Below are 22,960 nucleotides of genomic sequence, written 5' to 3' on the forward strand. Positions count from 1 at the left end.
AAACCCTAGAAGGCGTCGCGCCCCTGCACACGCGCCACGATGCGCAGGTCGGGCCCCACCATCTCGGTGGATTGAAAATCCAGCGCCACACCTTGCGCCAATTCGGTCAGCGGCCCGATGTTGAACATGCCCGCGCCCTGGCCCAGCAGCTTGGGGGCGAGGTAGACCACAAACTCGTCCACCAGCCCTTCACGCACCAGCGAGCCATTGAGCTTGAATCCGGCCTCCACATGCAGTTCATTGATCTCGCGCTGGCCCAGGTCTTTGAGCATGGCAGCCAAGTCCACCTTGCCTGTGGGCTGGCCTTGGGCGTCGTGGCCGGGCAGATAAATCACCTTGGCACCCACAGCCTCCAGTGCCGCTTGTTTTGCATCATTTGGGGCTGCAGCATAGATGAACACTGCGCGACCAGCTATAAAAAAAGGAGCATCCAGTGGTGTCTGCAAGCCGCTGTCTACCACCACCAGGTGGGGCTGGCGCGGGGTATCCACCAAGCGCACATCCAGCCGTGGTTTGTCTGCCAACACGGTACCAATGCCCGTGAGGATGGCGCAGGACCGGGCGCGCCACGCATGGCCATCGGCGCGTGCCTGCGGCGAGGTGATCCACTGGCTGGCACCGTTGTCCAGCGCCGTGGTGCCGTCCAAGGAGGCTGCCACCTTCATGCGCACCCAAGGGGTCTTGCGGACCATGCGGCTGAAAAAGCCGATGTTGAGTTCTCGCGAGGCGATGGCCAGGGGATCGGTGGGGTCAAGCAACTCCACCTCCACGCCTGCAGCGCGCAAACGCGCAAAACCTTGGCCCGCTACCAGAGGGTTGGGGTCTAGGTTGGTGGCCACCACCTTTTTGATACCCGCTGCAATCAGCGCGTCGCAGCAGGGCCCTGTGCGGCCATGGTGGGAGCAGGGCTCCAGGGTGACGTAAGCGGTGGCACCCACGACAGAGTGGCCTTGTGAAGCTGCGTCGCGCAGTGCCATCACCTCAGCATGCGGGCCACCTGCGCGTTGGGTGTGGCCTTGGCCGATGACTTGATTGGTCGGTGATACGAGTAAGCAACCTACTTTGGGGTTGGGGGACGTGAGTCTTAAAGCCGATTCTGCCCGACCCAACGCACGGCGTAGTGGGTCGTTATCCCTACTAGTTTGTTCAATGTTCAAAGGCGATCTCTAAGGTGCGTTTACTGGCGACGGTCTCACCATTTTTAACAGCTGGGCTCATGGGCGTACTTGCCAGCCAATCTACGACTTCCCGCATTTGGCTTTCGCTTAAGAGGCTTGGGCGCACGTCTAGCAGTTCCACCCCGGCGATGCTGCCGTTTTGCTGTATCCAGACACGTACGGCGATAGCACTTACCTCATGGAGGTAACCTTTCTTCAGGGGCAATATCCAGTTCGCTGCCGGCACGGCGGGAGTGTCTGTCTCTTCCAAAGCAAGGTACTTGCTGTTGGCAAAGCCGTCAACAAAGGTGGAGGCCAACACTTTTTCTAAAAATGGTTTGGAGGCGCCTTGCGATGGGGTTTTATCCAAGGCTTGGGCCGCAGCAATCGCCGGCTCGGGCACTACTTCTTCTGAAATTGAGTGATTGGGTACTTCCGATACCTTCGCCATAGACAGGGTCCATGGCTGTGATGTCTGCACGCCTGCAGCAGCGGTATGCAATTGAGAGAAGGGGAAACCCTCGCTACTTGAACCCAGCAAAACAAGAACACCGTGGAGTACAACGACAAGCGTTGTTGCGATCAGCAGTTCTCTGCGTAAAACCATCTCTTTGTCTTCAACGCCAGCATTCGGTTGCCGCAATAGCCGCAGAAGCAAATTTGGTTGTTGAGTACCCAGTGTTGGAACGAACTCCGGTGTTTGTCAGGTTGAAGTTACCGCAACGGTCTGATGCCATTGGTCCGCCGCCCACTCGAGTTGCGGTCAAAGTAAACGTCCTAGTTCCTGCTGCGCTCACGCCGATGGTATACGCCCCACCCCCATCACGTGGAGAGCGACTCAGGTTCGCGGGGAAAATATCTGCAATGGCCGAGCCCGCCGAGTTTTGGTCGTATCGATAATTTTCCGAGTAATGGCGCTCCATCCACTGGCCTGCTTCCATCAGCACGGTCTTCATCTCGGCCCTACGTCCCTTGGCGATGTACTCTTGGTAGGAAGGCAAGGCAATAGAAGCCAATATCCCTACCAGGGCTACAGTGATCATGAGTTCGATGAGAGTGAATCCACCCTCACGGTTATTGGATACTGCTTTCATTCGGGAGCCTTGGTTTTGAAGGAAGGTATTTCGCGCCAGTAGATACGTGCAGACGCATTGGCCGACTCTGCTGTGATGTCAGTAGTTTCACCAATGATACGGGTGCAATTGATTTCGCCTGCTGCGCAAGATGATTTGGTGGCGTCACGTGCGAAGGTTACGCGTTGATCGGTGATCTTGATAGATGCAAGAAGGTACGTGACACCATTGATAGTGATGGAGCCGAATACCGACTTGTCCAGCAATCCAGATATGGGATCTAGAAAGGTCACATAGGCAGACGGTCCTTTGAAGCACACTTCCGCACTTGTGGATGCGGGTGCGATGGAGACAGTTGAGAGTAAGCCTTGCGTAATAACCGGATTGCTCACAGTCATCTCACCTGAATCTGGAAAATCCAGATACCAACCCATGTTATTGGTCCAGTCTATAGCTGCACCAGTCACATATCCATCCCCCACTTTGCCATTCAGTGGGTCAACATCATCCAAAGTGACCCGGATCATGGATCGGGCCGCCAGTTGCGAACGCAAACGTGGCAAGCCATTGGTCGTGTCATCCAACAAGGTTGGGGTGTCGATGTAGGCTTGGCTACTGTAAATCGGTTTGTCCCAAATTCCGAATATGCCATTGATCTTTCCCGAGGTGTCTGGGAAATCAGCGTTGCTGATTGACTTTCCTGTCGCCACATTGATTACCACGCCCCCTAAAGGGTGGAAACGGTACTCTGGCGCCGTAGTAATTGGCAAGCGGGTGGTGTTGTCCGTCGACTTTGCCGTGAACAATTGTCTGCCACCATATGCAACGCCCCAAGCATTTGGGTCCGAGCTGGACACGTCAAATTTCCACAGGTTACCTTTGAGGTCGCCTGCATAAATGTAATCAGCAACACCATCGTTATTAGTGTCAATCCATGTGGGTTGCGACAAACCGTTGGCAGGCCCTGCATCCGCCACAATTTTTATGTAGTTTGTCCCGGTATTCCAAGTTCCTGCGGTTGGGCCATTCACAAACAGAATATAGAGAGCGGCCTTGCCACTCGTGCTGCTAACCCCATTGGGCAACAAAACGGCAAATTTACCGTTGTTCATTTTCGCAACTGGTGATGCAGCTTCAGAAACTCGACTTGGGTTGCCAATTTGCGACAAGTTGTAGCCCAAGTCACCACTGGTATCGTCGGCGCCTGAGAATTGCCACTTGAATATTGAAGCAGCATTTGCTTCAGTCAACGTGCTCGGGGTTGTTACATCCAAGGCAAACACGCCCTTTGCTCCGCGGCCCAATGACGAGAACAAATACGTTTTCCATCCAGCAGGCGCTGGAGCGTTAGCGTCGTATCCGATAGCCGTAGCGGAGGTTATGGTTGAACCCAGAAGAACATCAGCTGTAAAGGGTGTTCCATCGACAAACGACTGAACTTTCTCCGTAGCAGGTTGTACCCAGTCTTGCAGGCGGGAATGGATCAACTCAGGAACGTATGACATAACAGGTGTCCCCCCGAGGCTCTGATCTGGGCTGGCATCAAAACCGTGCAACATGCCGTCACCAGTACCCACCCAAACAATGCTCTTTCGGGACTTATTGCCTGAAACAAAGGCTCCATAACCCGGGAATGCGCCGCCAAAGTAATCTGCGTTCGGTGGCACCATTACTGTCGGATTCGAGTTAACTACGGGGCCCATGATGGAGCTTGGATTTCGCTTGCGGAAACGCAATCCATTCGGAGTTTCGTCTTCACGACTACCTCGAAGCCAATTGAGCCTTGCTTGAGCAGCCGCATCGGTGCCGCCGAAAGCGGTTGTTTTAAACGTGTCTGAAAGTGAAGTCCAATTGAAAGCCACCCCAGTGGAGTTGCCTTCGTTCGTAACGATGACCCTAGACGCTGCCGCTGTATCGGTTAACTTGGTGTGGGCCGCCCAATGGTAATAGGTCCTGTCCAATGTGCCATCCGTTTTGGTACGGATGTCAAACGATCCGTCTGACTTAATGATGAACGTAAGCAATTCTCCGTGTCCGTCGTCACCATCAAAACTGGCAAGATACTTCAAGCTGCCTGTTTGAATTTGCGCATTGGCCACTGCCGGCGCGGTGTTGGATGCGCTCACGATAGCGCTAAATGCAGACCGGAGTGCTTTTTCTAGTTCGCTGGGTCGAATGGCCAAGAAGTAATTGTCTGGGAGGCCATCGGGACCTGACGTTCCGTCTAATTTCTTGACATCCCAGTTGGCTTTGTCAGCTGTGGGTTTCTGAAAATAGACTTTTGGAACTACTACGGGATTTTTAACATCCTCATTTTTGCTAAAGCCACCCCATTTCGCGGCATACCAAAGAGGGTCTTCCAATTGGCCAGCCGCCGTAGCATCAAATTCGTATTCAGCGCGCGTTTCTATATCAACCACGTTGCACTGGTCACATCCGCCGGATGCATTTACCGTACCCGCTGGCAATGCAGTCCCATCGGCTCGGGTAACCACTATATTCGTTGTATCGTTGTAAGAAAAGTTCTCAATGCCAGAGTGGAAGTGCACGCCATCCTTCTTTGAACCGGAAATGGTGTAACCAAAGCCCTGTCCAGTGACAGTTGCTTCTGAAAACACATCTGTGTAGACATACAGTTTTGATCCGACTACTTGGTAGCGCAGTATCCCCGATACATCTTGGTCGTAGTCACCGCCTTGCTCCGAGTCTTCCCAAATCACCAAAAACTTGCCCTCTGTAGCGGTAGGTTGGCCGATGACGCGGAAGTCCACAAGGGTACCTGATCCTACCGATGTTCCTTTGTCCAGTATGTACGAGGGCTGGATTACAATTTTTTTGCCCGAGCCGTCTGGGTTGGGTACTTCAATACGCGGTTTACCCGGTGATAAAGCCACAGAGAAACTCTTGACTTTGAACGCGTCGGCATTTGCCGCAACTTGGGCTGCTGTCGGTGTCCGCACTGGATTGGTTCGCGCCCAATAGGCGGCACCAGCCAATGCATACGAACCAAAGTAACCAGGCGCATCCGGGCACAGGCCACTTACATCCGCTAGGTCAGTGATTCCCTTGCCTGTGCAGGTTCGGTTATTGACTGCTCCGCTATTTCCAATAAACCAGTTCTTCCCGCGAATGCCTTCGTCATTTCCAATCACGTTAATGTAAGCAGCAAGCTGTGGAGCACCTGGCAGGGTTTCAAAGGGAGTCCATTGGGAGCGGTCTTTGTTGTCGTAAGACGTAACACTGGCGTTGAAATTGATTGCGTTGACAGCACGACATTGGCCCTGCCCAAATGTACTCTCTATGGTCGCACCCCGGGTGAATGGATCAACCCAAGCGGGTTTCGGTAACCCCATGGCTTCATCCTTGGAGCCCGAGTGTGTGTAGTCATAGGAGCCAGAGGCCGATAGCCCGCCCAGGTAGCGCAAGGACTCTACAAACATCGTGCCCATCGGGTTACCCCAACTCGTGCATTTGTTGTCTGACAGACCCGTAATTTGGTAGGTGCAGTCGCCATCCCCCTTGTAAGAGCCTTTGTCTATGCCACCACCCTCGGTGTAAGCGTAGCCGTAGATACGTAGCTTGTTCAGTGTGTAAACGATCCCTTGTGTCGCGGTAAATGTCCCGTTGGTGTTGTAGTTCACCTCGTTTCGGAATGAGGCTACGTTGCTACGTAAAACCCCGCCGCTGATGTTTTTTGCAAACGAACCTGTAAACAAACCAAATTCGGCGAGTTGGTCTTCTCCATATTCATGCAAAAGCCCAATTGGCTTGAAATTTGATTGCGGGTATTGCTTGCAGTTCTCTGTACCGAGCAAGCCTACATTGCATACAGATACACGAACGATGAAATCTGGCCCGCTCCCAGATACCACTACCCCCTGGGCGGACTTGCTGGGGTTCTTGGACCCAGCACTCAGCCCTGTAACCGTTGCGTTATTGCCGTTACCTGTTTCGTCCTTATTTGTAGCCTCATCCTGCCAATAACACTGAAAACGCTCATTCGCATTCCAAAGTTGGTAGTCACCGCGTGCAACCCGCATGATGGGTGGGTTGGTGTTGGTATGGGAGAAGCGATTTGCTGCTGCATCACTGGCAAAATTGGTGATATTCCCTACGTTATTGCCAAGTGTTGTATTGCAAATGGTGGCTGAAGTTTGGGTAAGGTTGAAAACCCTCCATTTCTGAATTTCAGTCCCACTTGGTGTGGTGAATCCATCGTCCCGTACGACCATGGTGAACCACCCAGATGCCGAGTTGATCTCGATGGCCACACCCTGCATGTATTGGTTTAAGTTGTCAGTGTTTGCCACCCTCACCTGGTCGCCCACCTGAACCGTAAACGTGGTGGTGTAGGTTACAGAATGGGTGACGCAGTGGTAACTGGCGGGCTTATTCGGATTGGGTTCTGCTAGCCCTGTATCTGGGTTGGTGATATCTGGATAAAAAGCATCCACTTTGGTGGAGCAGAGCTGAGAAATTGCAGCAGCCGGTGGGGTGCCTGTTCCATTGCTGTGTTTTTTATCGTCAGCGAGTAAGTATTGATTCCTGCGCTTTGCAGCTGTGGTGTTGTTGTTGGAAATTAACGATGAGGGGGCCAATTCATCATCAAATGGTGTAAGTTTGGCTAGGTCGCCCCCCTTGTAGTATTTGGCAAAAGAGTGTGCATCCGTTGGGAGATTCGCGCGTTCCAGCACCGTCAGTCCGGTATTGGGGGCCGTGTAGTTCTGATCGGTGGAGCGGTATCCCCCGTACAAAACCTTGCGCACAATGTCCATGCGCGTCATGGTGGCCCAGTTCAAGAAGTTACCACTCCAGTTGCCATTGCAATACTTTGTTGAAGAGATTGCAGTAGGTTCGAAACGGTTAGTAGTGCCGCTGTAGCTATAGCACTTGTAGGGATCGAAATAACCGTAATAATCAAAGGTGTGACGGTACGTAGTTTCGGGAATACCATCACCAGTTAGGTCCGAGAACTCATCATAAGCGCGATAAAACAACTGATGGTCTTTCGACATATTCAGCATGATCATCGGTCGCGGGGTTGAGGTGACGATGTTCGGGGGGATCGCCGGTGTCAATTGAGCCCATGTTGCGACTTGGCCTGTAAACAGACTCAACCCCACAATAAGTTTGACAAACAAGGTTTTCATATACAGCTTCCTTACCGCAAAAACGGGCGGAAATAACTTTGCATTACTACTTCAGTATTCACGTCGGCACCAAATCCACGTGCTGTGACTCGAACCACTTTGTCATCACCGCGTGAGAGATATTCCATGATGTATTCGGGTTGCCGTGCAACGCCGCTCAAGCGCGCTACACCAGTGAAGGTGCCTAAAGGTACTGATCCATCGAAAGTGCAGTTCGTACCTACGCCTGCTGCATCACTTGGTTTGGCGCTTACCGGTCCTGCAGGATCACCTTCCCATCGACCATTCTTGTCATTCGTAGTCGGCCACCATGGTTCTGGGTTGACTACGGGGTCTGCCGTGTAATTGCTGGAATCGTAATAACTCAACTCATATCGGCACTGGCCCCGCGGACAATTGGTGTCAAAGTTGGGGGCACGCAAGGCGCCTGTGAGCGGCCGGTCATCATTGCGAGGGCATAGTGCCGTAGGCAGCCGTGTGGAAATCGTTAGCATCAGGTCGCGCTCGGCATCTCGCAAAGCTGCTTCCGCCGCTTGCCGGGCAACCTCGTAATCCAGCTGGTTGCGGGTAAGTTTTTCACCCACAGTGGCATGCCGAATTCCCAATGTTCCCAAGATGGTGATCACAAGCAAAAACATCAGCACCATGGGCAGTGCAATGCCATCTGAGTTGGCGCGAATAGAACGCATGGGGTTGGAAGAGCGCATCAATACACTCCGTTGAGGTTGTTGCGGATGGCAAAAACCCGCTCAAAGCGTTTGAAGATGGTGCGGTCGGCAGCATCGTAGGCCACAGCATTTCCACGGCAATCGTTATAGGTACGGTTCACACCCACTGCGTCTTGGGTGCGAGAGTTTTCCATCGTACGGGTCAAAATGCAGACATGAACTGCCGTGACCCGCTGCCATCCGGTTTTACCACCTGCAATGGGCAAGGCAGATACCTCTGCAGCAGTGTGGTAAGTCTCTGGCGACAAACTGCCGGTGCCGTTGTGCACGCCGTAACGGAACACCATGTCTGCCAGCCCTTCGAACATGGGTTGGTAGACGCCGTCCTCTGGGTTTCTGCCATTCCCGTTGCAACCCAAGCTCATGGTGGCGACTGCGCGCTCTGTCGTGCCAGGTCCTTGCACGGTGTAGTTATTGGCGACCAATCCAAAGCGGTTGGAGATATAGCGCGGGCGTCCGGCGGCGACTTGAGCAGTATTATTTGCATCATTTTCTACGTCTTGTCGCAGGCAGTCAAAACCGCTTGAGAATGTGGTGGTCGAGTCCAACTCCGGGATACCAAAATAATTAATCACCACGGAGTCAGGGGTATTGGCCACGGCGGCCGGGCAGGTTCCGGTAACGGGGTTAAATCGTGCGCCATCGCAGCCAAAGAGCCCTTGGTTGTAGGCGACTACCGCTGGATTCTTGGTATTGCTAAATCCGCCCATCAGATTGGTGCTGCCTGTGCCGTTGGACATGATGGCAGGGTAGTACCCGGCCATTTGCAGTTCCCGGCCGACCATGTCCAAAACCAGCTTTGCGTTTTCATTGACGATAGATACGCTGGACATTGCCGTTGATGTGCTTCTGGCAGCAAGATAGGCGGTGGCCGCAGCTAAACCAATGGCCAAGCTGATCACCAGGCTCACCATCAGCTCGACCAAGGTCAAGCCGGCTTGTTGGGCCCTCAACTGGGGATGCATACGCACGTGGCTCATGGAATTAACTCCAGGTTGGCGCAACGGACTCCAACCAAGGCTGCGGCGGTTCCCACCGCCGCAGGGCAGCAGTTGCGTGCGGCTACACCCGTAGTGGCCGCGGTGCAAATAGCTGGCGATTGCAAAACACCCGCATCCACATTGTCTTTGTCATACCAAGCCACGGTCACCAAGAACCGAAGGTCAACCCCTTTAGTGCCAGTGGGAACCACAAACCCGGTGGCTCCAGGCAGCTGTTGGTCGAGATCCCTTCGCCAAACCAGCAAATCGTAAGTTGCCAATTCCGCCGCATCGCAGGTCGTTGTGTCGCAGTCCTTGGCGGGGTCAAAGTAGGTGGCACTGGCTTCGATGGCTGCGCGCTCTGCCGCGTAGGTCCGTGTGTAGTTGTAGGCGGTGGCCAATGCGCCAGAGTTGGCGCGAATGCGGTCGGCCAAACTGGCAATATTGGAGGACAGGGCGCTGCGAATCCAGCTCGACTGTTCATACTTGAGCGCTGCCGTTTGCATACCGAGCATGCCAAGCAATCCGATGGACAGTACCAGAATGGCAACTAAGGCTTCGATTAATCCAGCGCCTTGCTGGGTTCTCATGGACATGCACTAACTCCTGCATATTGCTTGACGGTTACGCGTCCCGACGAGCTGATACAGATCGATCGGTAGTGGGGGCTACTTACAGATTCTGGCTCGTATGAAAGTGTGAAATTGCTCTGACCTGAGTTCGTCAAGCCTCTGGATTCAAATGTCAGTCGGCGAAGGCTGTCGCTCGACTCGAGCTTGAAGTTGCTGTCTCCGGTCTGCCGCACGGCAATCAAAGTTGATCCATTGGTGGTCGGGTTGTTTTGCGCGGTTGAGCAGGTGGGGTTGGCAAAAATAATCCAACCGTTTTGCCAATTCTTATTGCCCACCGCGGCACAGGTCGGCGTTCCGCCGGTCAAAGCATTTGCGGTATTGATAGAAGTACAAATAGCTACGCAACTATTTCTTGTAATTGCCTCTGTTCGGGCACGTGCCACGTCATTGGCAAAGTCCGACGTAATGCTCCCCACTTGGCTACGTACCTGCATTTCGCGCAGACTGGGCACGCCAAGGGCCAAAATAATGGCCAAAATGGCAACCGTGACCAGCAACTCAATCAGTGTGACGCCAGTTGCGTAGCCTGTGCCTGGTGTGCCGGCAATTGCGTGGGGCGGTAAATGGAGACTTGGGACGGACATGCCCAGAGTATAGAAATTGTGTGCGGCAGTTGAGTGCCCGGTTATCGCTGGTGCGATACCACTAGTCCCATCGGTTTTGGGACTCTGGTGGAGCTACCGACTCACCTCATCCACCAGCGTCTTGAATTCGTCAATGTCCTCAAAACTCCGGTACACGCTGGCAAATCGAACATAGGCCACTTTGTCCAGCTTCTTGAGTTCGCGCATTACCAGCTCGCCGATGCGGGTGGACTGGACTTCGCGCAGGCCCAGATTGAGGAGTTTTTCTTCGATGCGCTCGATGGCGCTGTCGATTTGCTCGGTGCTTACCGGCCGTTTGCGCAGGGCCAGGTTCATGGAGGCGAGCAGCTTGGCGCGTTCGTACTCGATGCGACGGCCGTCTTTCTTGACGATGGCAGGGAAGTTGACGTCCGGGCGCTCGTAGGTGGTGAAGCGTTTTTCGCACGATCCGCACTGGCGGCGGCGGCGGATAAAGTCCCCGTCTTCCGAAATCCGGGTCTCCACGACTTGGGTTTCAGAGTGGCTGCAGAAGGGACATTTCATGGTGTGTACGGGCTAATTTTATGCCAAATTGAACTCTAGCCTGCATGGAATAAGCGCGAGCAGCTATCAAAATAGTAGCTGTTCGCGCTGTCCATTGTGCTTAGCGGTACACAGGGAAACGTGATGTCAGCGCATGCACCTTGGCGCGCACGGCCGCGATGTTGGCCTCGTCGCGTGGGTTGTCCAGCACGTCGGCAATCAGGTTGGCCGTGGCGCGGGCTTCCTCGTCCTTGAAGCCACGGGTGGTCATGGCGGGGGTGCCGATGCGCACGCCGCTGGTGACCATAGGCTTCTCGGGGTCGTTGGGGATCGCGTTTTTGTTGATGGTCATGTGGGCGGCGCCCAGCACAGCCTCGGCTTCCTTGCCGGTAATGCCCTTGGAGCGCAGGTCCACCAGCATCACGTGGCTGTCGGTGCCGCCGCTGACGATGCGCAGGCCGCGGGCGGTCAGCGTTTCGGCCACGATCTTGGCATTGCGCGCCACTTGCTGCTGGTAAGTCTTGAACTCTGGCGCCATGGCTTCTTTGAACGCAACTGCTTTGGCGGCAATCACGTGCATCAGCGGGCCGCCTTGCAGGCCAGGGAAGATGGCGCTGTTGATGGCTTTCTCGTGCTCGGCCTTCATCAGGATGATGCCACCGCGGGGGCCGCGCAGGCTCTTGTGGGTGGTGGAGGTCACCACGTCGGCGTGGGGCACGGGGTTGGGGTACACACCAGCGGCGATCAAACCTGCGTAGTGGGCCATGTCCACCATGAAGATGGCCCCGATTTCCTTGGCAATCTTGGCAAAACGTTCAAAGTCAATGGTCAGGGAGTAAGCGGATGCACCGGCAATGATCAGCTTGGGCTTGGTCTCGCGCGCCTTGCGCTCCATGGCTTCGTAGTCGATGGCTTCGTTGGCGTCCAGGCCGTAGCTCACCACGTTGAACCATTTGCCACTCATGTTCAGTGGCATGCCGTGGGTCAGGTGGCCGCCTTCGGCCAAGCTCATGCCCATGATGGTGTCGCCGGGCTTCAGGAAAGCCAGAAAGACGGCTTCGTTGGCGGAAGCGCCGCAGTGCGGTTGCACGTTGGCGGCTTCGGCGCCGAAGATTTGTTTGATACGGTCAATGGCCAATTGTTCGGCCACGTCTACGTGCTCGCAGCCACCGTAGTAGCGGCGGCCGGGGTAGCCTTCGGCGTATTTGTTGGTCAGTTGGCTGCCCTGGGCGGCCATGACGGCGGGGGAGGCATAGTTTTCGCTGGCAATCAGCTCAATGTGGTGTTCCTGGCGTGCGTTCTCGGCCAGGATGGCAGCCCACAATTCGGGGTCGGCTTGTTCAACAAGGATGTTGCGGTCGTACATGGCAGTCCTAAAAGACAAAGGGCCTGTGGGTCTGAAAGACACAGGGCTGCCCAGGCGAACGGCTGATCGCAAGCCCGAAGAGGCTTGCGGCACGCTTCCCAGTGGTGTCCCACGTCAGCGCCAAAGGGCCTGTGGGGCCCGGCGCCTATCGCCAGTTGCGTGCAAGCAGGAGTTTAACCGAGCGCGCTCAGGAGTTGGCCACGTGGGCGACGTTTTCTGCGCCTACGGGCTGCGCAACTTCTGGGGTGGGTAACTTCACGGGCACGGCAGTGACTGGGGGCGCCATCAGCGGCAGGGGTTTGCCGGCCGCAATGGATTGCAGCCGCGCATGTTCGGCCATCACCTTGGCGGTGTAGCCGCCATCGTCTTCCAGGTTGGCTGCCCCCACGTAGTACTTCAGGCCACCCTCGACGGAACCGGCGCGCGCGATGCATTCCTGCAGCACCTTCACGCCGACGCGCAAATTGGAAACGGGGTCAAATGCAGCATGCTTGCCGCCAAAGCCCTCGTATTTGTCGCTATGGACCTTGGTCATCACCTGCATCAGGCCCTGGGCACCTACATGGCTTTGGGCAAAAGGGTTGAAGCCGGACTCGATGGCCATGATCGCCAGAATGAGGGTAGGGTCCAGCTTGGTCCGCTGGCCGATCTCGTAAGCCTCTGCCACCAGCGCGCTCAGAGGCTCTGGTGCCACGCTGTACTTTTTGCTGAGCCAGAAGGCCACCGCCGCTTGCTGCCTGGGCAAAGCCTGCGGGTTGGCGGCCGTGGCACGCTCCACCGCATCGGGTTCTGTGGCGATGCCTGTAGCGACCACGTGGCGGTTTTGGAGCCAGCCCATGAGCTGGATTTCACCAGCCTGGCGGATTTCGGGACGTGCCGTCAGGGTGATGATGGCAAACATGACGGCCAAGCCGAGGAGGGCGACGCCGTTGTGGGTGATTTCGAAGAAACCTTGGGCAATGTCTGTCGCAACGATGCGCAGGCCCTTGGTGAATTGTTGAGTCGCTGTCATAGCTCTTCCTTCTTAGGCGGGGGCAGGACCGTGTCGCTGGCATGCAGCGGGGCGGATCAGGCACCTCGTTTGGGTTGGTACGCTATCAATATCCTGCGGCGTCGTCTCGACATGTGCAGCGATTTGAATATGCCGGGTTCGGCAGCGGGGCGGGTAATCCCTAGTCAAAACTTGGGATGGGCGGATTCTAGGTGGCTTTTATATACATAGTCAACCATATCAAATTGGATTGATATATTTGGTTGTTTGTTTTTCACCTGTTTTGCCAACAAATTGGCAGTTTTGTGCATTTAGGGACATGGCCTTAACTCGCCAATCGACGGACGGTTTGCCATTGAAACTTTGATTTGAAACTGCCGTTCCCCGTGCCTAGACTTCGCGGGCCTGAACATTCAGGCGTTGTTCCGGCAGTAGCCAGTCCGTGCCCAGGCACCGTGATAAAGCGGCCCCGGTAACCCCAAGGAGGCAATCTATTGCTTCATGTTCGTGGTGGGACTGCAAGCTCCCCTGCGACAACCCCTGATGGCATGGACCTTCGGTCAGCCATCGAGCCCGGCAGCGGTCTGTTCAGACTTCTGTCGGGCTTTCTTTTGCCATCTCCTGGGGCCTTGTAGGTGGCATGCCTCTCTATATATATGTATGCATCCCTGCGTCTGGGCGCTCGCACGCGGAAGGACCACCACCGCCCGACGACGTGGGGGTACTAAATTGCTATCAATAATGGAGCTACTTGCGCAGTATCCATGGGCATTTGGGGGTGTTATGCATGTAAATTTGCATGGCAAGGGTGATGTCTGCCGGGCCCACTGTGTGGACTTGCTGCAAAAAACGGAGGGAGCATTGCATTTCGAGGCGAAAATACCCGGCTGTATTTTTGTTTACCAACCCTGATTGCTACCCACTGTGACCTCGTCCAACTCCGCCAAACACCTCGACATTGCCCAACTGGACAGCCTGACCGGCGGTGCATTCTCCGCTGCAACCGCTGGCGACCGGGCTTCCCGCATCCGGGAGTGGCTGCAGGGCAACCCCAGCGCTGATCTGCTGGCCGAGGTGTTTCGGGAACTCAGCGTCAAAGACAAGGGCGCTGCCAAGCTGGTGCGTGAGCGCTTGGACGAAGCCAAGCGGGCCAAAGGGCAAGAGCTGTTGGCCGCCGAGTGGGCTGCCCGTGCACAGGCGCTCATCGACACCGCCAAACTGAACATTGCCGACGCCCTGGCCTGGCAGCGCGATGCGGCCAAGGCCGGCGCACCGCTGAGCAAAGAACCACTGAGCACCCTCAAGACCCAGCTAGCAGAGCGGGTGCGGAGCATTGAAGACCTGCAGCACCAGGTGCAGGTGCAGCGCGAGGCTGCCGTGCTGTTGGCGCAGCGCATTGAAGTGCTGTCCACCAAGTCCTGGGGCGATGCCCAAGCTGCGCTGGACGCCCTGCGGACCGACGTGGAGCATTGGCAAACCCAGGCCACGGCACTGGTGGCGCATGCCAGCTGGGTCAGTGTGGACCTGAAGTTTCCGCCGCTGCTGGACGCGTCACGTGGCCAGTTGTTGGTGGTGTGGGATGCGTTCCAGGCGGCCTTGAACCTGGCGGTGGTCGCCGCGGCCGATGCCAGTGCACCGTTGCCACCTGTGCCCGTGTGGGCAGACGAGTTGCGTACCGCGCGCGGCGTACCTGTCGAGGCGCCGGCCAAACAGGCCAAACCCAAGATTGACCCCGAAGTGCGCGCCCAGGCGGCGACGGCCGTGCGCGCAGCCCTGACCACACTGGAGCAGGAAGTGGCAGAAGGCCACGGCAAGGCCAGCACCGGTGCCGCCAATGCATTGCGCAATGCGCTCAAGGAGTTTGGCAAAGTTATTGACGGCAAGCTCGAAAACCAGGCCCACGCGGCTCTGGCGGCGGCGGGTGAGCTCGAAGGCTGGCAACGCTGGCGTGCCGACCAGATCCGCGAGGAGCTGGTGACCAAGGCGGAGGGCCTGCTCAAACGGCCCGAAGGCCAGGCCATTGGCGGCCGGAAGATGCAGGAAACCCTGCGGACCTTGCGCGACCAGTGGAAACAAACCGACCAAGGCGGTGTGCCCAACCACGCGCTGTGGAAACGTTTTGACGAAGCCTGCAACGAGGCTTACAAAGTGGTTGAAGGCTGGCTGGAGAAGGTCAAGGCCGAATCTGCCGAGCACAAAGCCCAGCGCCTGGCGCTGATTGCCGAGGTCGACGCCTGGGCGCTAGCCAACCGCACCGCGCTGGACGATGACTGGAAAGGCTTCAACCGCATCCTGCACCAGTTCGGCGACCGCTGGCGCGAAGGTGGTCACGTGGGCGAAAAAGTGTTTGCCGAACTGCAACCGCTGTGGAAAGCCGCCATTGCCAACGCCGCTGCCCCGCTGGAAGCGCTGCAGGCCCAAAGCCTGGCTGCCCGCCACGCCATGATTGAAGAAGCCAAGGTGTTGGGCGCCGCCCCCGTGCTGCGCATCGATGCCGTCAAGGCGCTACAACAGCGCTGGCAAGTGCAGGCCCACGCGGTGCCGATTGATCGTCGGCAAGAGCAAAAGCTGTGGGATGCCTTCCGCAAACCGATTGACGATGCCTTCAACCGCAAGACTGTAGAGCGTGAAAAAGCCGAAACCGCTCTGGGCGCGCGTGACCGCGTGGTGCTGGATGCGGCCAAGGCCCTTGAAGCTGCCAATGCCTCGGGCGATGCCCAGGCTATTCGTGCTGCCATGGCCGCGCTGGAAGCTGCTTTGCAAGGCCAGGCCCAAGCGCAAGCTGAGGTGACGGCTGCGGGCGTCCAAGAGCAAGCCGCCCAGTCTGCGGCCGCAGAGGCATCAAATATGCCTCTAGTCCCCGAGGAATCTGCGCAAGCAGCTCCTGATTTGATAGCAAATTCCGACGAGGTGGCCGCCGTGGCTGACGAAGCCAGTGCGCCACAAGCCCCGGTGGTGCCCGCCAAGGCTGCGCCTAAACCCGTGGTGGCCGTGCGTGGTGACGACCGCCCCGGCATGAAGAAAGAAGCGCCCGCCGCTCCCGGTGGCCGTGGTGGCAAATTTGGCGACCGCAAGGATGCTGGTGCGGGGCGCGGTGGCCGGGATGGTGCTGCCGCTCCCTGGGGTGACCGGGGTCCGCGCCGTGATGACCGCGGTGACCGCAGCTACGCGCCCGCTGCGCCGCGTTTGGGCGATACCGCCTTCCGTGCTCAGCGTGACGCGCTGGAGCATGCCCAACTGGCACTCAAAAAGCTGGCTGCCCAGGCCCATGGCGAGGCGCTGACCCAGCTGCTGACAGCGTGGGAAAAACGCGACGCCAGCCTGCTGCCCCCTGCACAAGAGCTGGGTAGCCGTGCTGCGGCCCAAAACCGCCCTGTGTGGGTGAAGGCCGTGGAGGGTGCGGCCAAGCCGGCCGCGGTGCAGTCTCTGCTGCGCCTGGAGATGGCGGCAGAAGTGCCCACGCCGGCTGAGCATCTGGATGCCCGTCGTGGCCTGCAGCTGCAGTTGCTTACACGTCGCAACGATCCGGCCCCGGCCCAGACTTGGGGCCAGGATGCCGCAGCAGTGTTATCCGGTGAGTTCAACGCGGCGGATGCACGCCGTTTGCAAACCGTGCTCAAGGTCTTGCTCAAGCGATAAACCCTGTGCGCCACGCAGGCGCGTTGTCTGCTGATGTGGAACAATGGTTGAGCCCTTGGGAGAGGGCGCTTTGACCAAGGGGACAACTGTGGACTCAGTGGACGATCTGCTGCGCAGGCTGGAGCAACTCAACGCGATTGGTTCGGCGCTGTCCAAAGAGCGCGACATCACGCGCTTGCTGGAGAGTATTTTGGTGGCGGCCAAAACCATCACCCATGCGGACGGCGGCACGCTGTACCGCGTGACGGATGACCAGCAGGCCTTGCGGTTTGAGATTTTGCGTACCGACTCACTGCACATCGCCATGGGAGGAACTTCGGGCAAGCCCATCCACTTTCCGAACCTGCCGCTGCACGATGACCAAGGGCGGCGCAACGATTCACTGGTGGCCGCGTATGCGGCCTTGCACAATCAAACCGTCAACATTGCCGACGCCTACACCGAGGCCAATTTCGACTTCTCGGGCACCCGTCAGTTTGACGAACGCACCGGCTACCGCTCGCAATCTTTCCTGGCCGTGCCCATGAAGGACCATGAGGGTGACGTCATTGGTGTGTTGCAGTTGATCAATGCCCAGCACCCCAGCACCGGGCTGGTACAGCCTTTTTCCACTGCGGACCAGAGCTTGGCGGAGTCCTTGGCCTCGCAAGCCGCCATCGCGATCACTAACCGCAATCTGATGACGCAGTTGGAAGCGCTGTTTGAGTCCTTCATCAGCCTCATCAACTTGGCTATTGATGAGAAGTCGCATTACACCGGGGGGCATTGCCAGCGCGTGCCGGCGCTGACCATGATGCTGGCCGAAGCGGTGAATGCCACCCAAAGCGGCCCCCTCGCGGGTTTTCGCATGGACGACCGGGATCGTTACGAACTCAAAATTGCCGGCCTGTTGCACGATTGCGGCAAAGTCACCACGCCGGTGCACGTGGTGGACAAGGCCACCAAGCTGCAAACCCTGTTCGACCGGATGCAGCTCATTGACACCCGCTTTGAAGTGCTCAAGCGTGACCGTGAAATTGCCGCACTCCGTGCGCAACTGGCGCGGCGTGAAGTGCATGACACGCAGGCTGAGGCTGACATCATGGCAAGTGCCCGCAGCGCCATCGAGGCCCTGGATGAAGACCGTGAATTCCTGCGCAAGGCTAACCAGGGTGGCGAGTTCATGAGCGATTCCGATATCGAACGCGTACGCCGGGTAGGCACTGGCACGCTGTGGCGCAATACCGATGGGGTGGAGTCCGAGTTCCTGACGGCTGACGAGATTGAAAACCTGACCATACGTGCAGGCACCCTGACCGCCGGTGAGCGCGACACCATCAATTACCACATCGTGGCCACCATCAAGATGCTGGAGCAGCTGCCCTGGCCCAAGCACTTGAAGAATGTGCCCGAATACGCCGGTGGCCACCACGAGCGCATGGATGGCAAGGGCTACCCCAAGGGGCTGACACGCGAGCAGATGTCGGTGCAGGCCCGCGTCATGGGCATCGCCGATATTTTTGAGGCACTGACCGCGCGCGATCGCCCTTACAAACAGGGCATGAAGCTTTCACAGGCCATGGGCATCATGCACAAGTTCCGCACCGGTGGCCATATCGACCCCGACCTGTTCGATATCTTTGTGCAGGAGCAGGTGTACTTGCGTTACGCCCAGCAGTTTTTGGACCCCTGGCAGATTGACGATGTCAATCCGCAAGCCTGGGTGAACTGATTTCTGGGCTATCGGGGGGCAGGCGGCTGACCTGCACTTCAGTTTCTGCAGACGAGTTCCATGACAGACGCAGTACCTCTGCGCGCGGTGGCCTTGCGCCCACATCCCAATCGCTGAGCACCGTGCGGTCGTGCGTGGCATCAAGCCGGTGAAAACCGGGCTTGTGCGTGTGGCCATGCAGCAGGTGCTGCGCATTCTCCGCGGCCAACCACCGCAGCGCAGCCGGTGTGTCCACATCGGCGTACTCGGCTCCACCCCGTTTCTTGGCGTCGCTTTCGCTGCGTATGCCGCGTGCGATTTCTTGCCGTTGTGCCCATGGTTGGTTGAGAAAATGGCGTTGCCACTCGGGGCTGCGCACCTGGGCACGAAAGACCTGGTAGTCGGTGTCATCCAGACAGAGCGCGTCGCCGTGGCTGAGCAACCAGCGGGCAGAGCCGATCTGCAGCACCGTGGGGTCTGGGAGCAGGGTGGCACCGCAGGTTTGCATCAGGGTTTCACCCATCAGAAAGTCGCGGTTGCCGTGCATCAGGTAAACCGGCAGGCGTTGTGCGGTCTGGTGTAGCACGCGGCTGCACTGGGCTTCGAAACTGGTGGTCTGCGTGAGCACATCGTCGCCCACCCACACCTCAAACAGATCGCCCAAAATAAAAACCGCATCCGCCGTGGTCTGGTCCAGGTACTGGCGCCAGGCCTCGAAGGTTTGCGGTTCACTGGCCTGTAGGTGCAGGTCAGAAATGACGTCGATGCGTTGCCAGTGGGATGGCGCGTACAGTTCCATCCCTCAGCACCCGTGATTTACAGCGCGACGGCTTTTTCAATGACCACGTCTTCCTTGGGCACGTCGTCATGGAAGCCCTTGCGGCCAGTCTTCACAGCCTTGATCTTGTCGACCACGTCGGTGCCAGACACCACTTTGCCAAACACGGCGTAGCCCCAGCCTTGGGTGGAGGGGGCGGTGTGGTTCAGGAAACCGTTATCGGCCACATTGATAAAGAACTGGGCAGTCGCCGAGTGCGGGTCGCCTGTGCGGGCCATAGCCACGGTGTACACAGCGTTCTTGAGGCCGTTGTTGGCCTCGTTTTCAATGGGCGCATCGGTCGACTTTTGGCCCATGCCGGGTTCCATGCCGCCGCCTTGCACCATGAAGCCGGGGATGACACGGTGGAAGATGGTGCCGTTGTAGTGGCCCTTGTTCACGTAGGCCAGGAAGTTGGCCGTGGACTTGGGGGCTTTGTCTGCATCCAGTTCCAGCGTGATGACGCCGTAGCCGGTGATATGGAGTTCGACTTGGGGATTGCTCATGGTTTATTTCGCCACTGTGGCGGAGTTGATGGTGATGGGGGTTTGCGGAACGTCGCTGCGGAAAGGACCACCAGCGCCGGTGGGGGTGGACTTGATCTTGGTGATCACATCCATGCCGCTGATGACCTTGCCGAACACGGTGTAGCCAAACAGCTGCGGCGAATTCAGGAGTGCCGCACGCGGCGTGTCCTTGTAGACCTGGCCTTGGTATTCAAAGCGCGGCACCGGGTCACCCGGTGGAATCAGCACCGGGTCTAGGAAGGCATTGTCCTGCACATTGATGAAGAACTGGGCGGTGGCCGACTGCGGATCGTTGGTGCGTGCCATGGCAAGGGTACCCACCGTGTTGCGTGGACCACCACGGCTCAGGGCTTCCCGACCTTCATGCGCCACAGGGGGGCGCGTTGGCTTTTCGGCGTATTTGCCATCAAAGCCGCCACCCTGCACCATGAAATTGGGAATGACACGGTGAAAAATCGTGCCGTTGTAGTGTTTGTCTTTGACGTACTGGAGGAAGTTTTCCACTGTCTTCGGGGCTTTGTCCGGGTACAGCTCCACGGTGAAGTCGCCCGCACTGGTCTGGAATTTCACCAGGGGATTTTGTGCCGCGGCCATACAGCTCACCAATGCCAGCGCACATGCCAACCAGAGCTTGCGCAGTGGCTTCACCGTCAAGGTACGCATTACAGAATTCCTTCGTAGAAAATTTTCCATTGGTTCTCTTGGCGTATCCAGTACTGCCGTTTGGTAAGGCCTATGCGCACGCCGTCTGCCACTTCACCAAAGGTGGCCACCATGGTGTCCGCGCTGTCGGTCCAGCGCAGGTACGACACGTCTTTCAGTTGAATTGTGCGGCCCTGGCTTTTTTGCATTTCCGAGCGCAGGGTAGGGGTCCACTGCGCCAAGTTTTTGCCGTTGCTGTTGAAGTCCGTCGTGTAGAAAGACAGTACCTGGGCAACATCCCCGGTCGTTTTGGCATTGCGCCATGCCAAGAGTGCGTCTTCAAAGGGCTTGGCCTCGGTGCGCGAGGTACTGGGACTGACCCAGCGCAACTGCGGCGCAATCAGCACTGGGGTGGCGCGCACCTCCACGGTTCGGATGATGTGTTCCAGGTCGGGGTTGGCCAGTACCACGCAGCCGTCTGTCGCCTGGGGGGGGCGCGAGAACTGGTTGGGCGGTGTGCCATGCAGCCAAATGCCACTGCCCGTTTTGCCGCGCTTGGCGTCCAGCACATTGGGGTAATTGATGGGCAGAGCACCGGAGCCATAAAAGTCCTTCAGGCTTTTGGGGTCCAGGTTGCTGGTGATGTAGTACACGCCTAATGGGGTGCGCTGGTCGCCTTCCACATCTTTGGCAGTGCCTGCTTTGCCGACTGAAATGTAGTAGTCCGCCACCAAATTCAGTCCTGCGGCGGTGTTGGCAAACAGGTACAGGCGCGAACGTGATGCGTCCACAGCAATGGCGTGTCGCGTTCGCTGGGAGAGTTGTAAAAATTGCGCAGGCACCATACCCGCTGGGGGGCGCTCGCGCAGGGCGCGCACACGCCGCAGCGACTCTTCGCGCAATTCATTGAGGATGGCGGGTGCTGCCTTGGCCATGGTGTCGGGGACATCGCCCAGCTTGGCCACAGGGCGTGTGCGGGCTGCCAGCAAGTCGCCATACACCAGCTGGGCGAGCTGAAAGTGCGGTAACTCTTGCGCCAGCTTTTCAGCCTTGCCCAAGGCTTCCCGGCTCTGGCCTTTGCCGATCAGGCTGTAGATGTCAATCAAGCGTGCCTCGGCCACCCCCTGTGCATCGAGGGCGCTGGGGGCTGCGCTGGTGCGCTGGAGGTGGGTCTTGTCCAGCCGTTTGTTGGCAAAGGCTGGCGGCGCGGCGATTGCCAACAGCACCAAGAGGCGCAGCGACAAGCTGAAGCAGCGTTGCAGAAAACGGGCAGGGCGCACGGGCTCGCGGAGGCGGGTCATTGGCAGCAATAGAGACCGCAAGCGTCGATTAGTTCACCGACTCACGAACAATGAGCCAGCGATCCCCGGACTTGACCAAATCCAGGGTCTTGCGGCTGGACACAGCCAAGGCATCGGCCTTGTAGTCCTGGCGGAACTTGGCAATGGCCTTATCGCCATTCACGCTCACAGTGAGGTTGTCAAGTTTGAGTGTGATTTTGGATTTTCCGCCAATGCGTTGGCGGCGCTCGGTTTCCCAGGCGCTGCGGCTGGCATTGCCGGGTGGGTCAAATTCTTTGCCATAGGCGGCCAGGTAGCCCTTCACGTCTTTGGCTGCCCAGGCGCGGGCCCATGCGCGCACGGCCGCTTCGGCGTCCTTGCTTGCATTGGCGGATGGGCTGGGTGCCGCTGGCGCTGGTGCACTGGGGGGCGGTGTAGCGCTTGCCGCTGGTGCGGCCGCGACTGCCGCGGTTGCGACAGGTGTTGCCGCGGGCCCTGCTGCTGCGGGCAGGCTGGGGGGGGGCTTCACGGCAGCGGGGGGCGCCAGTGTGGGGGGGGCTTTGGTGGGCGGAGTCGCGGCAGCCAACACTTGGGGCGGAGCTGTGACAGCGGGTGTGCTGGCCGGGCGCTGGCCCTTGGCTAATGCCGGGTTGAACAGTTCGCGGATCAAGGCCAGCTTGGGCGCCACTGCGGTGTTGGAGGCGTCCAGTTGCAAAGCCTTGCCATACGCCTGGCTGGCCAGCTTGGCATACACATCGCCCAGGTTTTCGTGGGCGGTGGTGTAGCTGGGGTTGGTGCGGATGGCCATTTCCAGCGCGGTGCGCGCTTTGTCAAACTGACTTTGGCCCGCATACAGCACGGCCAGATTGTTGTAGGGCTCTGGGAGCTCGGGGTAGTCTTCTGTCAGGCGGGTGAAGGTCGCAATGGCCTCTGAGGTCTTGCCGGAGTCCCGCTGGACCACGCCCTTGATAAAGCGCATTTGTGGGTCACGCGGCTTGCTCGCAAGGTACTGGTCAGCTTTGGCCAGGGCCTCATTGAATTTGCCATTGCGTGCCAGTTGGGAAACGTCGGAGTAGTCATCCGCGTGGGCGGTAGAGAAGACGAGGGTGGCCGCAAGTGCCACCAAACGCAGTGACATGCTTACAAATGAGGGGGCGTGCTTCATAGTGCCTTTGGAATCTA

At 57.8% G+C, this 22,960-nt stretch carries 18 protein-coding genes and 1 riboswitch; of the genes, 2 read left to right on the plus strand and 16 right to left on the minus strand.

The features are described from left to right. Positions 1-5: 5 nt before the first annotated feature. The 11 genes from ribD to AC3WS7_RS00585 form a co-directional block, all read right to left on the minus strand. The gene (ribD, locus tag AC3WS7_RS00535) at positions 6-1,151 is read right to left on the minus strand and encodes a bifunctional diaminohydroxyphosphoribosylaminopyrimidine deaminase/5-amino-6-(5-phosphoribosylamino)uracil reductase RibD (RefSeq protein WP_492655547.1); all 1,146 of its coding nucleotides are present in this window, start codon (positions 1,149-1,151) and stop codon (positions 6-8) included. After that, on the minus strand, positions 1,147-1,764 hold the full coding sequence (locus AC3WS7_RS00540; protein WP_492655003.1) for a hypothetical protein: 618 nt from the start codon (positions 1,762-1,764) through the stop codon (positions 1,147-1,149). Before AC3WS7_RS00540 ends, ribD begins: the two co-directional genes overlap by 5 nt. 10 nt (positions 1,765-1,774) lie before the next feature. Further along, positions 1,775-2,251, minus strand: coding sequence for a type IV pilin protein (locus AC3WS7_RS00545; protein WP_492655004.1), 477 nt, complete (start codon positions 2,249-2,251; stop codon positions 1,775-1,777). Further along, entirely contained in the window at positions 2,248-7,380 is a 5,133-nt protein-coding gene (locus AC3WS7_RS00550) for a pilus assembly protein (protein WP_492655005.1), read from the minus strand. The genes AC3WS7_RS00545 and AC3WS7_RS00550 overlap by 4 nt, the downstream gene beginning before the upstream one ends. A gap of 11 nt (positions 7,381-7,391) precedes the next feature. Beyond that, positions 7,392-8,087, minus strand: a complete 696-nt coding sequence (locus tag AC3WS7_RS00555) for a pilus assembly PilX family protein (RefSeq protein WP_492655006.1) — start codon at positions 8,085-8,087, stop codon at positions 7,392-7,394. Then, a complete protein-coding gene (locus AC3WS7_RS00560; protein ID WP_492655007.1) occupies positions 8,087-9,088 on the minus strand; it encodes a PilW family protein in 1,002 nt (333 codons plus the stop codon). Before AC3WS7_RS00560 ends, AC3WS7_RS00555 begins: the two co-directional genes overlap by 1 nt. Then, complete coding sequence (pilV, locus tag AC3WS7_RS00565) at positions 9,085-9,678, minus strand: type IV pilus modification protein PilV (RefSeq protein ID WP_492655008.1); 594 nt, start codon at positions 9,676-9,678, stop codon at positions 9,085-9,087. The genes AC3WS7_RS00560 and pilV overlap by 4 nt, the downstream gene beginning before the upstream one ends. Next, entirely contained in the window at positions 9,675-10,304 is a 630-nt protein-coding gene (locus AC3WS7_RS00570) for a GspH/FimT family pseudopilin (protein WP_492655009.1), read from the minus strand. The genes pilV and AC3WS7_RS00570 overlap by 4 nt, the downstream gene beginning before the upstream one ends. 93 nt (positions 10,305-10,397) lie before the next feature. Continuing rightward, a complete protein-coding gene (gene nrdR / locus AC3WS7_RS00575) occupies positions 10,398-10,847 on the minus strand; it encodes a transcriptional regulator NrdR (protein ID WP_296471017.1) in 450 nt (149 codons plus the stop codon). A 100-nt stretch (positions 10,848-10,947) separates the two neighbouring features. Beyond that, a complete protein-coding gene (gene glyA, locus AC3WS7_RS00580) occupies positions 10,948-12,192 on the minus strand; it encodes a serine hydroxymethyltransferase (RefSeq protein WP_296471014.1) in 1,245 nt (414 codons plus the stop codon). A 41-nt stretch (positions 12,193-12,233) separates the two neighbouring features. After that, positions 12,234-12,361, minus strand: a riboswitch (ZMP/ZTP riboswitch). 18 nt (positions 12,362-12,379) lie between these two features. Next, positions 12,380-13,204: a lytic transglycosylase domain-containing protein gene (locus tag AC3WS7_RS00585; RefSeq protein WP_492655010.1), complete on the minus strand. Its 825-nt coding sequence runs from the start codon at positions 13,202-13,204 to the stop codon at positions 12,380-12,382. A 903-nt stretch (positions 13,205-14,107) separates the two neighbouring features. On the opposite strand from AC3WS7_RS00585, the gene AC3WS7_RS00590 reads away from it, so the two are divergent. Then, complete coding sequence (locus AC3WS7_RS00590) at positions 14,108-16,822, plus strand: DUF349 domain-containing protein (RefSeq protein WP_492655011.1); 2,715 nt, start codon at positions 14,108-14,110, stop codon at positions 16,820-16,822. Positions 16,823-16,865: 43 nt separating this feature from the next. Continuing rightward, complete coding sequence (locus AC3WS7_RS00595) at positions 16,866-18,533, plus strand: HD domain-containing phosphohydrolase (protein WP_492655012.1); 1,668 nt, start codon at positions 16,866-16,868, stop codon at positions 18,531-18,533. Here AC3WS7_RS00595 and AC3WS7_RS00600 read toward each other — a convergent pair. The 5 genes from AC3WS7_RS00600 to AC3WS7_RS00620 all read right to left on the minus strand — a co-directional run bounded on the left by AC3WS7_RS00600 (position 18,508) and on the right by AC3WS7_RS00620 (position 22,943). Next, positions 18,508-19,311 (minus strand): UDP-2,3-diacylglucosamine diphosphatase, encoded by an 804-nt coding sequence (locus tag AC3WS7_RS00600; protein ID WP_492655013.1) that lies wholly within the window; start codon positions 19,309-19,311, stop codon positions 18,508-18,510. The two genes, AC3WS7_RS00595 and AC3WS7_RS00600, sit on opposite strands and share 26 nt — an antisense overlap. Positions 19,312-19,328: 17 nt before the next feature. Beyond that, positions 19,329-19,835 (minus strand): peptidylprolyl isomerase, encoded by a 507-nt coding sequence (locus tag AC3WS7_RS00605; RefSeq protein ID WP_296470999.1) that lies wholly within the window; start codon positions 19,833-19,835, stop codon positions 19,329-19,331. A 3-nt stretch (positions 19,836-19,838) separates the two neighbouring features. Next, a complete protein-coding gene (locus AC3WS7_RS00610) occupies positions 19,839-20,450 on the minus strand; it encodes a peptidylprolyl isomerase (protein WP_492655548.1) in 612 nt (203 codons plus the stop codon). Positions 20,451-20,518: 68 nt separating this feature from the next. Continuing rightward, entirely contained in the window at positions 20,519-21,799 is a 1,281-nt protein-coding gene (locus AC3WS7_RS00615) for a L,D-transpeptidase family protein (protein ID WP_492655014.1), read from the minus strand. Between the two features lie 28 nt (positions 21,800-21,827). Then, positions 21,828-22,943, minus strand: coding sequence for a L,D-transpeptidase Cds6 family protein (locus AC3WS7_RS00620; protein ID WP_492655015.1), 1,116 nt, complete (start codon positions 22,941-22,943; stop codon positions 21,828-21,830). Positions 22,944-22,960 lie beyond the last annotated feature (17 nt).

It is taken from the genome of Rhodoferax sp. EU05-FHT12H12, from assembly GCF_058791215.1.

Bases quoted from the DNA above. Each gene is read 5' to 3' on its own strand.
- pilV (WP_492655008.1), bottom strand. From the start codon at position 9,678: ATGAGAACCCAGCAAGGCGCTGGATTAATCGAAGCCTTAGTTGCCATT.
- AC3WS7_RS00545 (WP_492655004.1), bottom strand. From the start codon at position 2,251: ATGAAAGCAGTATCCAATAACCGTGAGGGTGGATTCACTCTCATCGAA.
- AC3WS7_RS00600 (WP_492655013.1), bottom strand. From the start codon at position 19,311: ATGGAACTGTACGCGCCATCCCACTGGCAACGCATCGACGTCATTTCT.
- nrdR (WP_296471017.1), bottom strand. From the start codon at position 10,847: ATGAAATGTCCCTTCTGCAGCCACTCTGAAACCCAAGTCGTGGAGACC.
- AC3WS7_RS00540 (WP_492655003.1), bottom strand. From the start codon at position 1,764: ATGGTTTTACGCAGAGAACTGCTGATCGCAACAACGCTTGTCGTTGTA.
- AC3WS7_RS00605 (WP_296470999.1), bottom strand. From the start codon at position 19,835: ATGAGCAATCCCCAAGTCGAACTCCATATCACCGGCTACGGCGTCATC.
- AC3WS7_RS00610 (WP_492655548.1), bottom strand. From the start codon at position 20,450: ATGGCCGCGGCACAAAATCCCCTGGTGAAATTCCAGACCAGTGCGGGC.
- AC3WS7_RS00555 (WP_492655006.1), bottom strand. From the start codon at position 8,087: ATGCGCTCTTCCAACCCCATGCGTTCTATTCGCGCCAACTCAGATGGC.
- AC3WS7_RS00615 (WP_492655014.1), bottom strand. From the start codon at position 21,799: ATGACCCGCCTCCGCGAGCCCGTGCGCCCTGCCCGTTTTCTGCAACGC.
- AC3WS7_RS00620 (WP_492655015.1), bottom strand. From the start codon at position 22,943: ATGAAGCACGCCCCCTCATTTGTAAGCATGTCACTGCGTTTGGTGGCA.
- AC3WS7_RS00585 (WP_492655010.1), bottom strand. From the start codon at position 13,204: ATGACAGCGACTCAACAATTCACCAAGGGCCTGCGCATCGTTGCGACA.
- AC3WS7_RS00560 (WP_492655007.1), bottom strand. From the start codon at position 9,088: ATGAGCCACGTGCGTATGCATCCCCAGTTGAGGGCCCAACAAGCCGGC.
- glyA (WP_296471014.1), bottom strand. From the start codon at position 12,192: ATGTACGACCGCAACATCCTTGTTGAACAAGCCGACCCCGAATTGTGG.
- AC3WS7_RS00595 (WP_492655012.1), top strand. From the start codon at position 16,866: ATGGTTGAGCCCTTGGGAGAGGGCGCTTTGACCAAGGGGACAACTGTG.
- AC3WS7_RS00550 (WP_492655005.1), bottom strand. From the start codon at position 7,380: ATGAAAACCTTGTTTGTCAAACTTATTGTGGGGTTGAGTCTGTTTACA.
- AC3WS7_RS00570 (WP_492655009.1), bottom strand. From the start codon at position 10,304: ATGTCCGTCCCAAGTCTCCATTTACCGCCCCACGCAATTGCCGGCACA.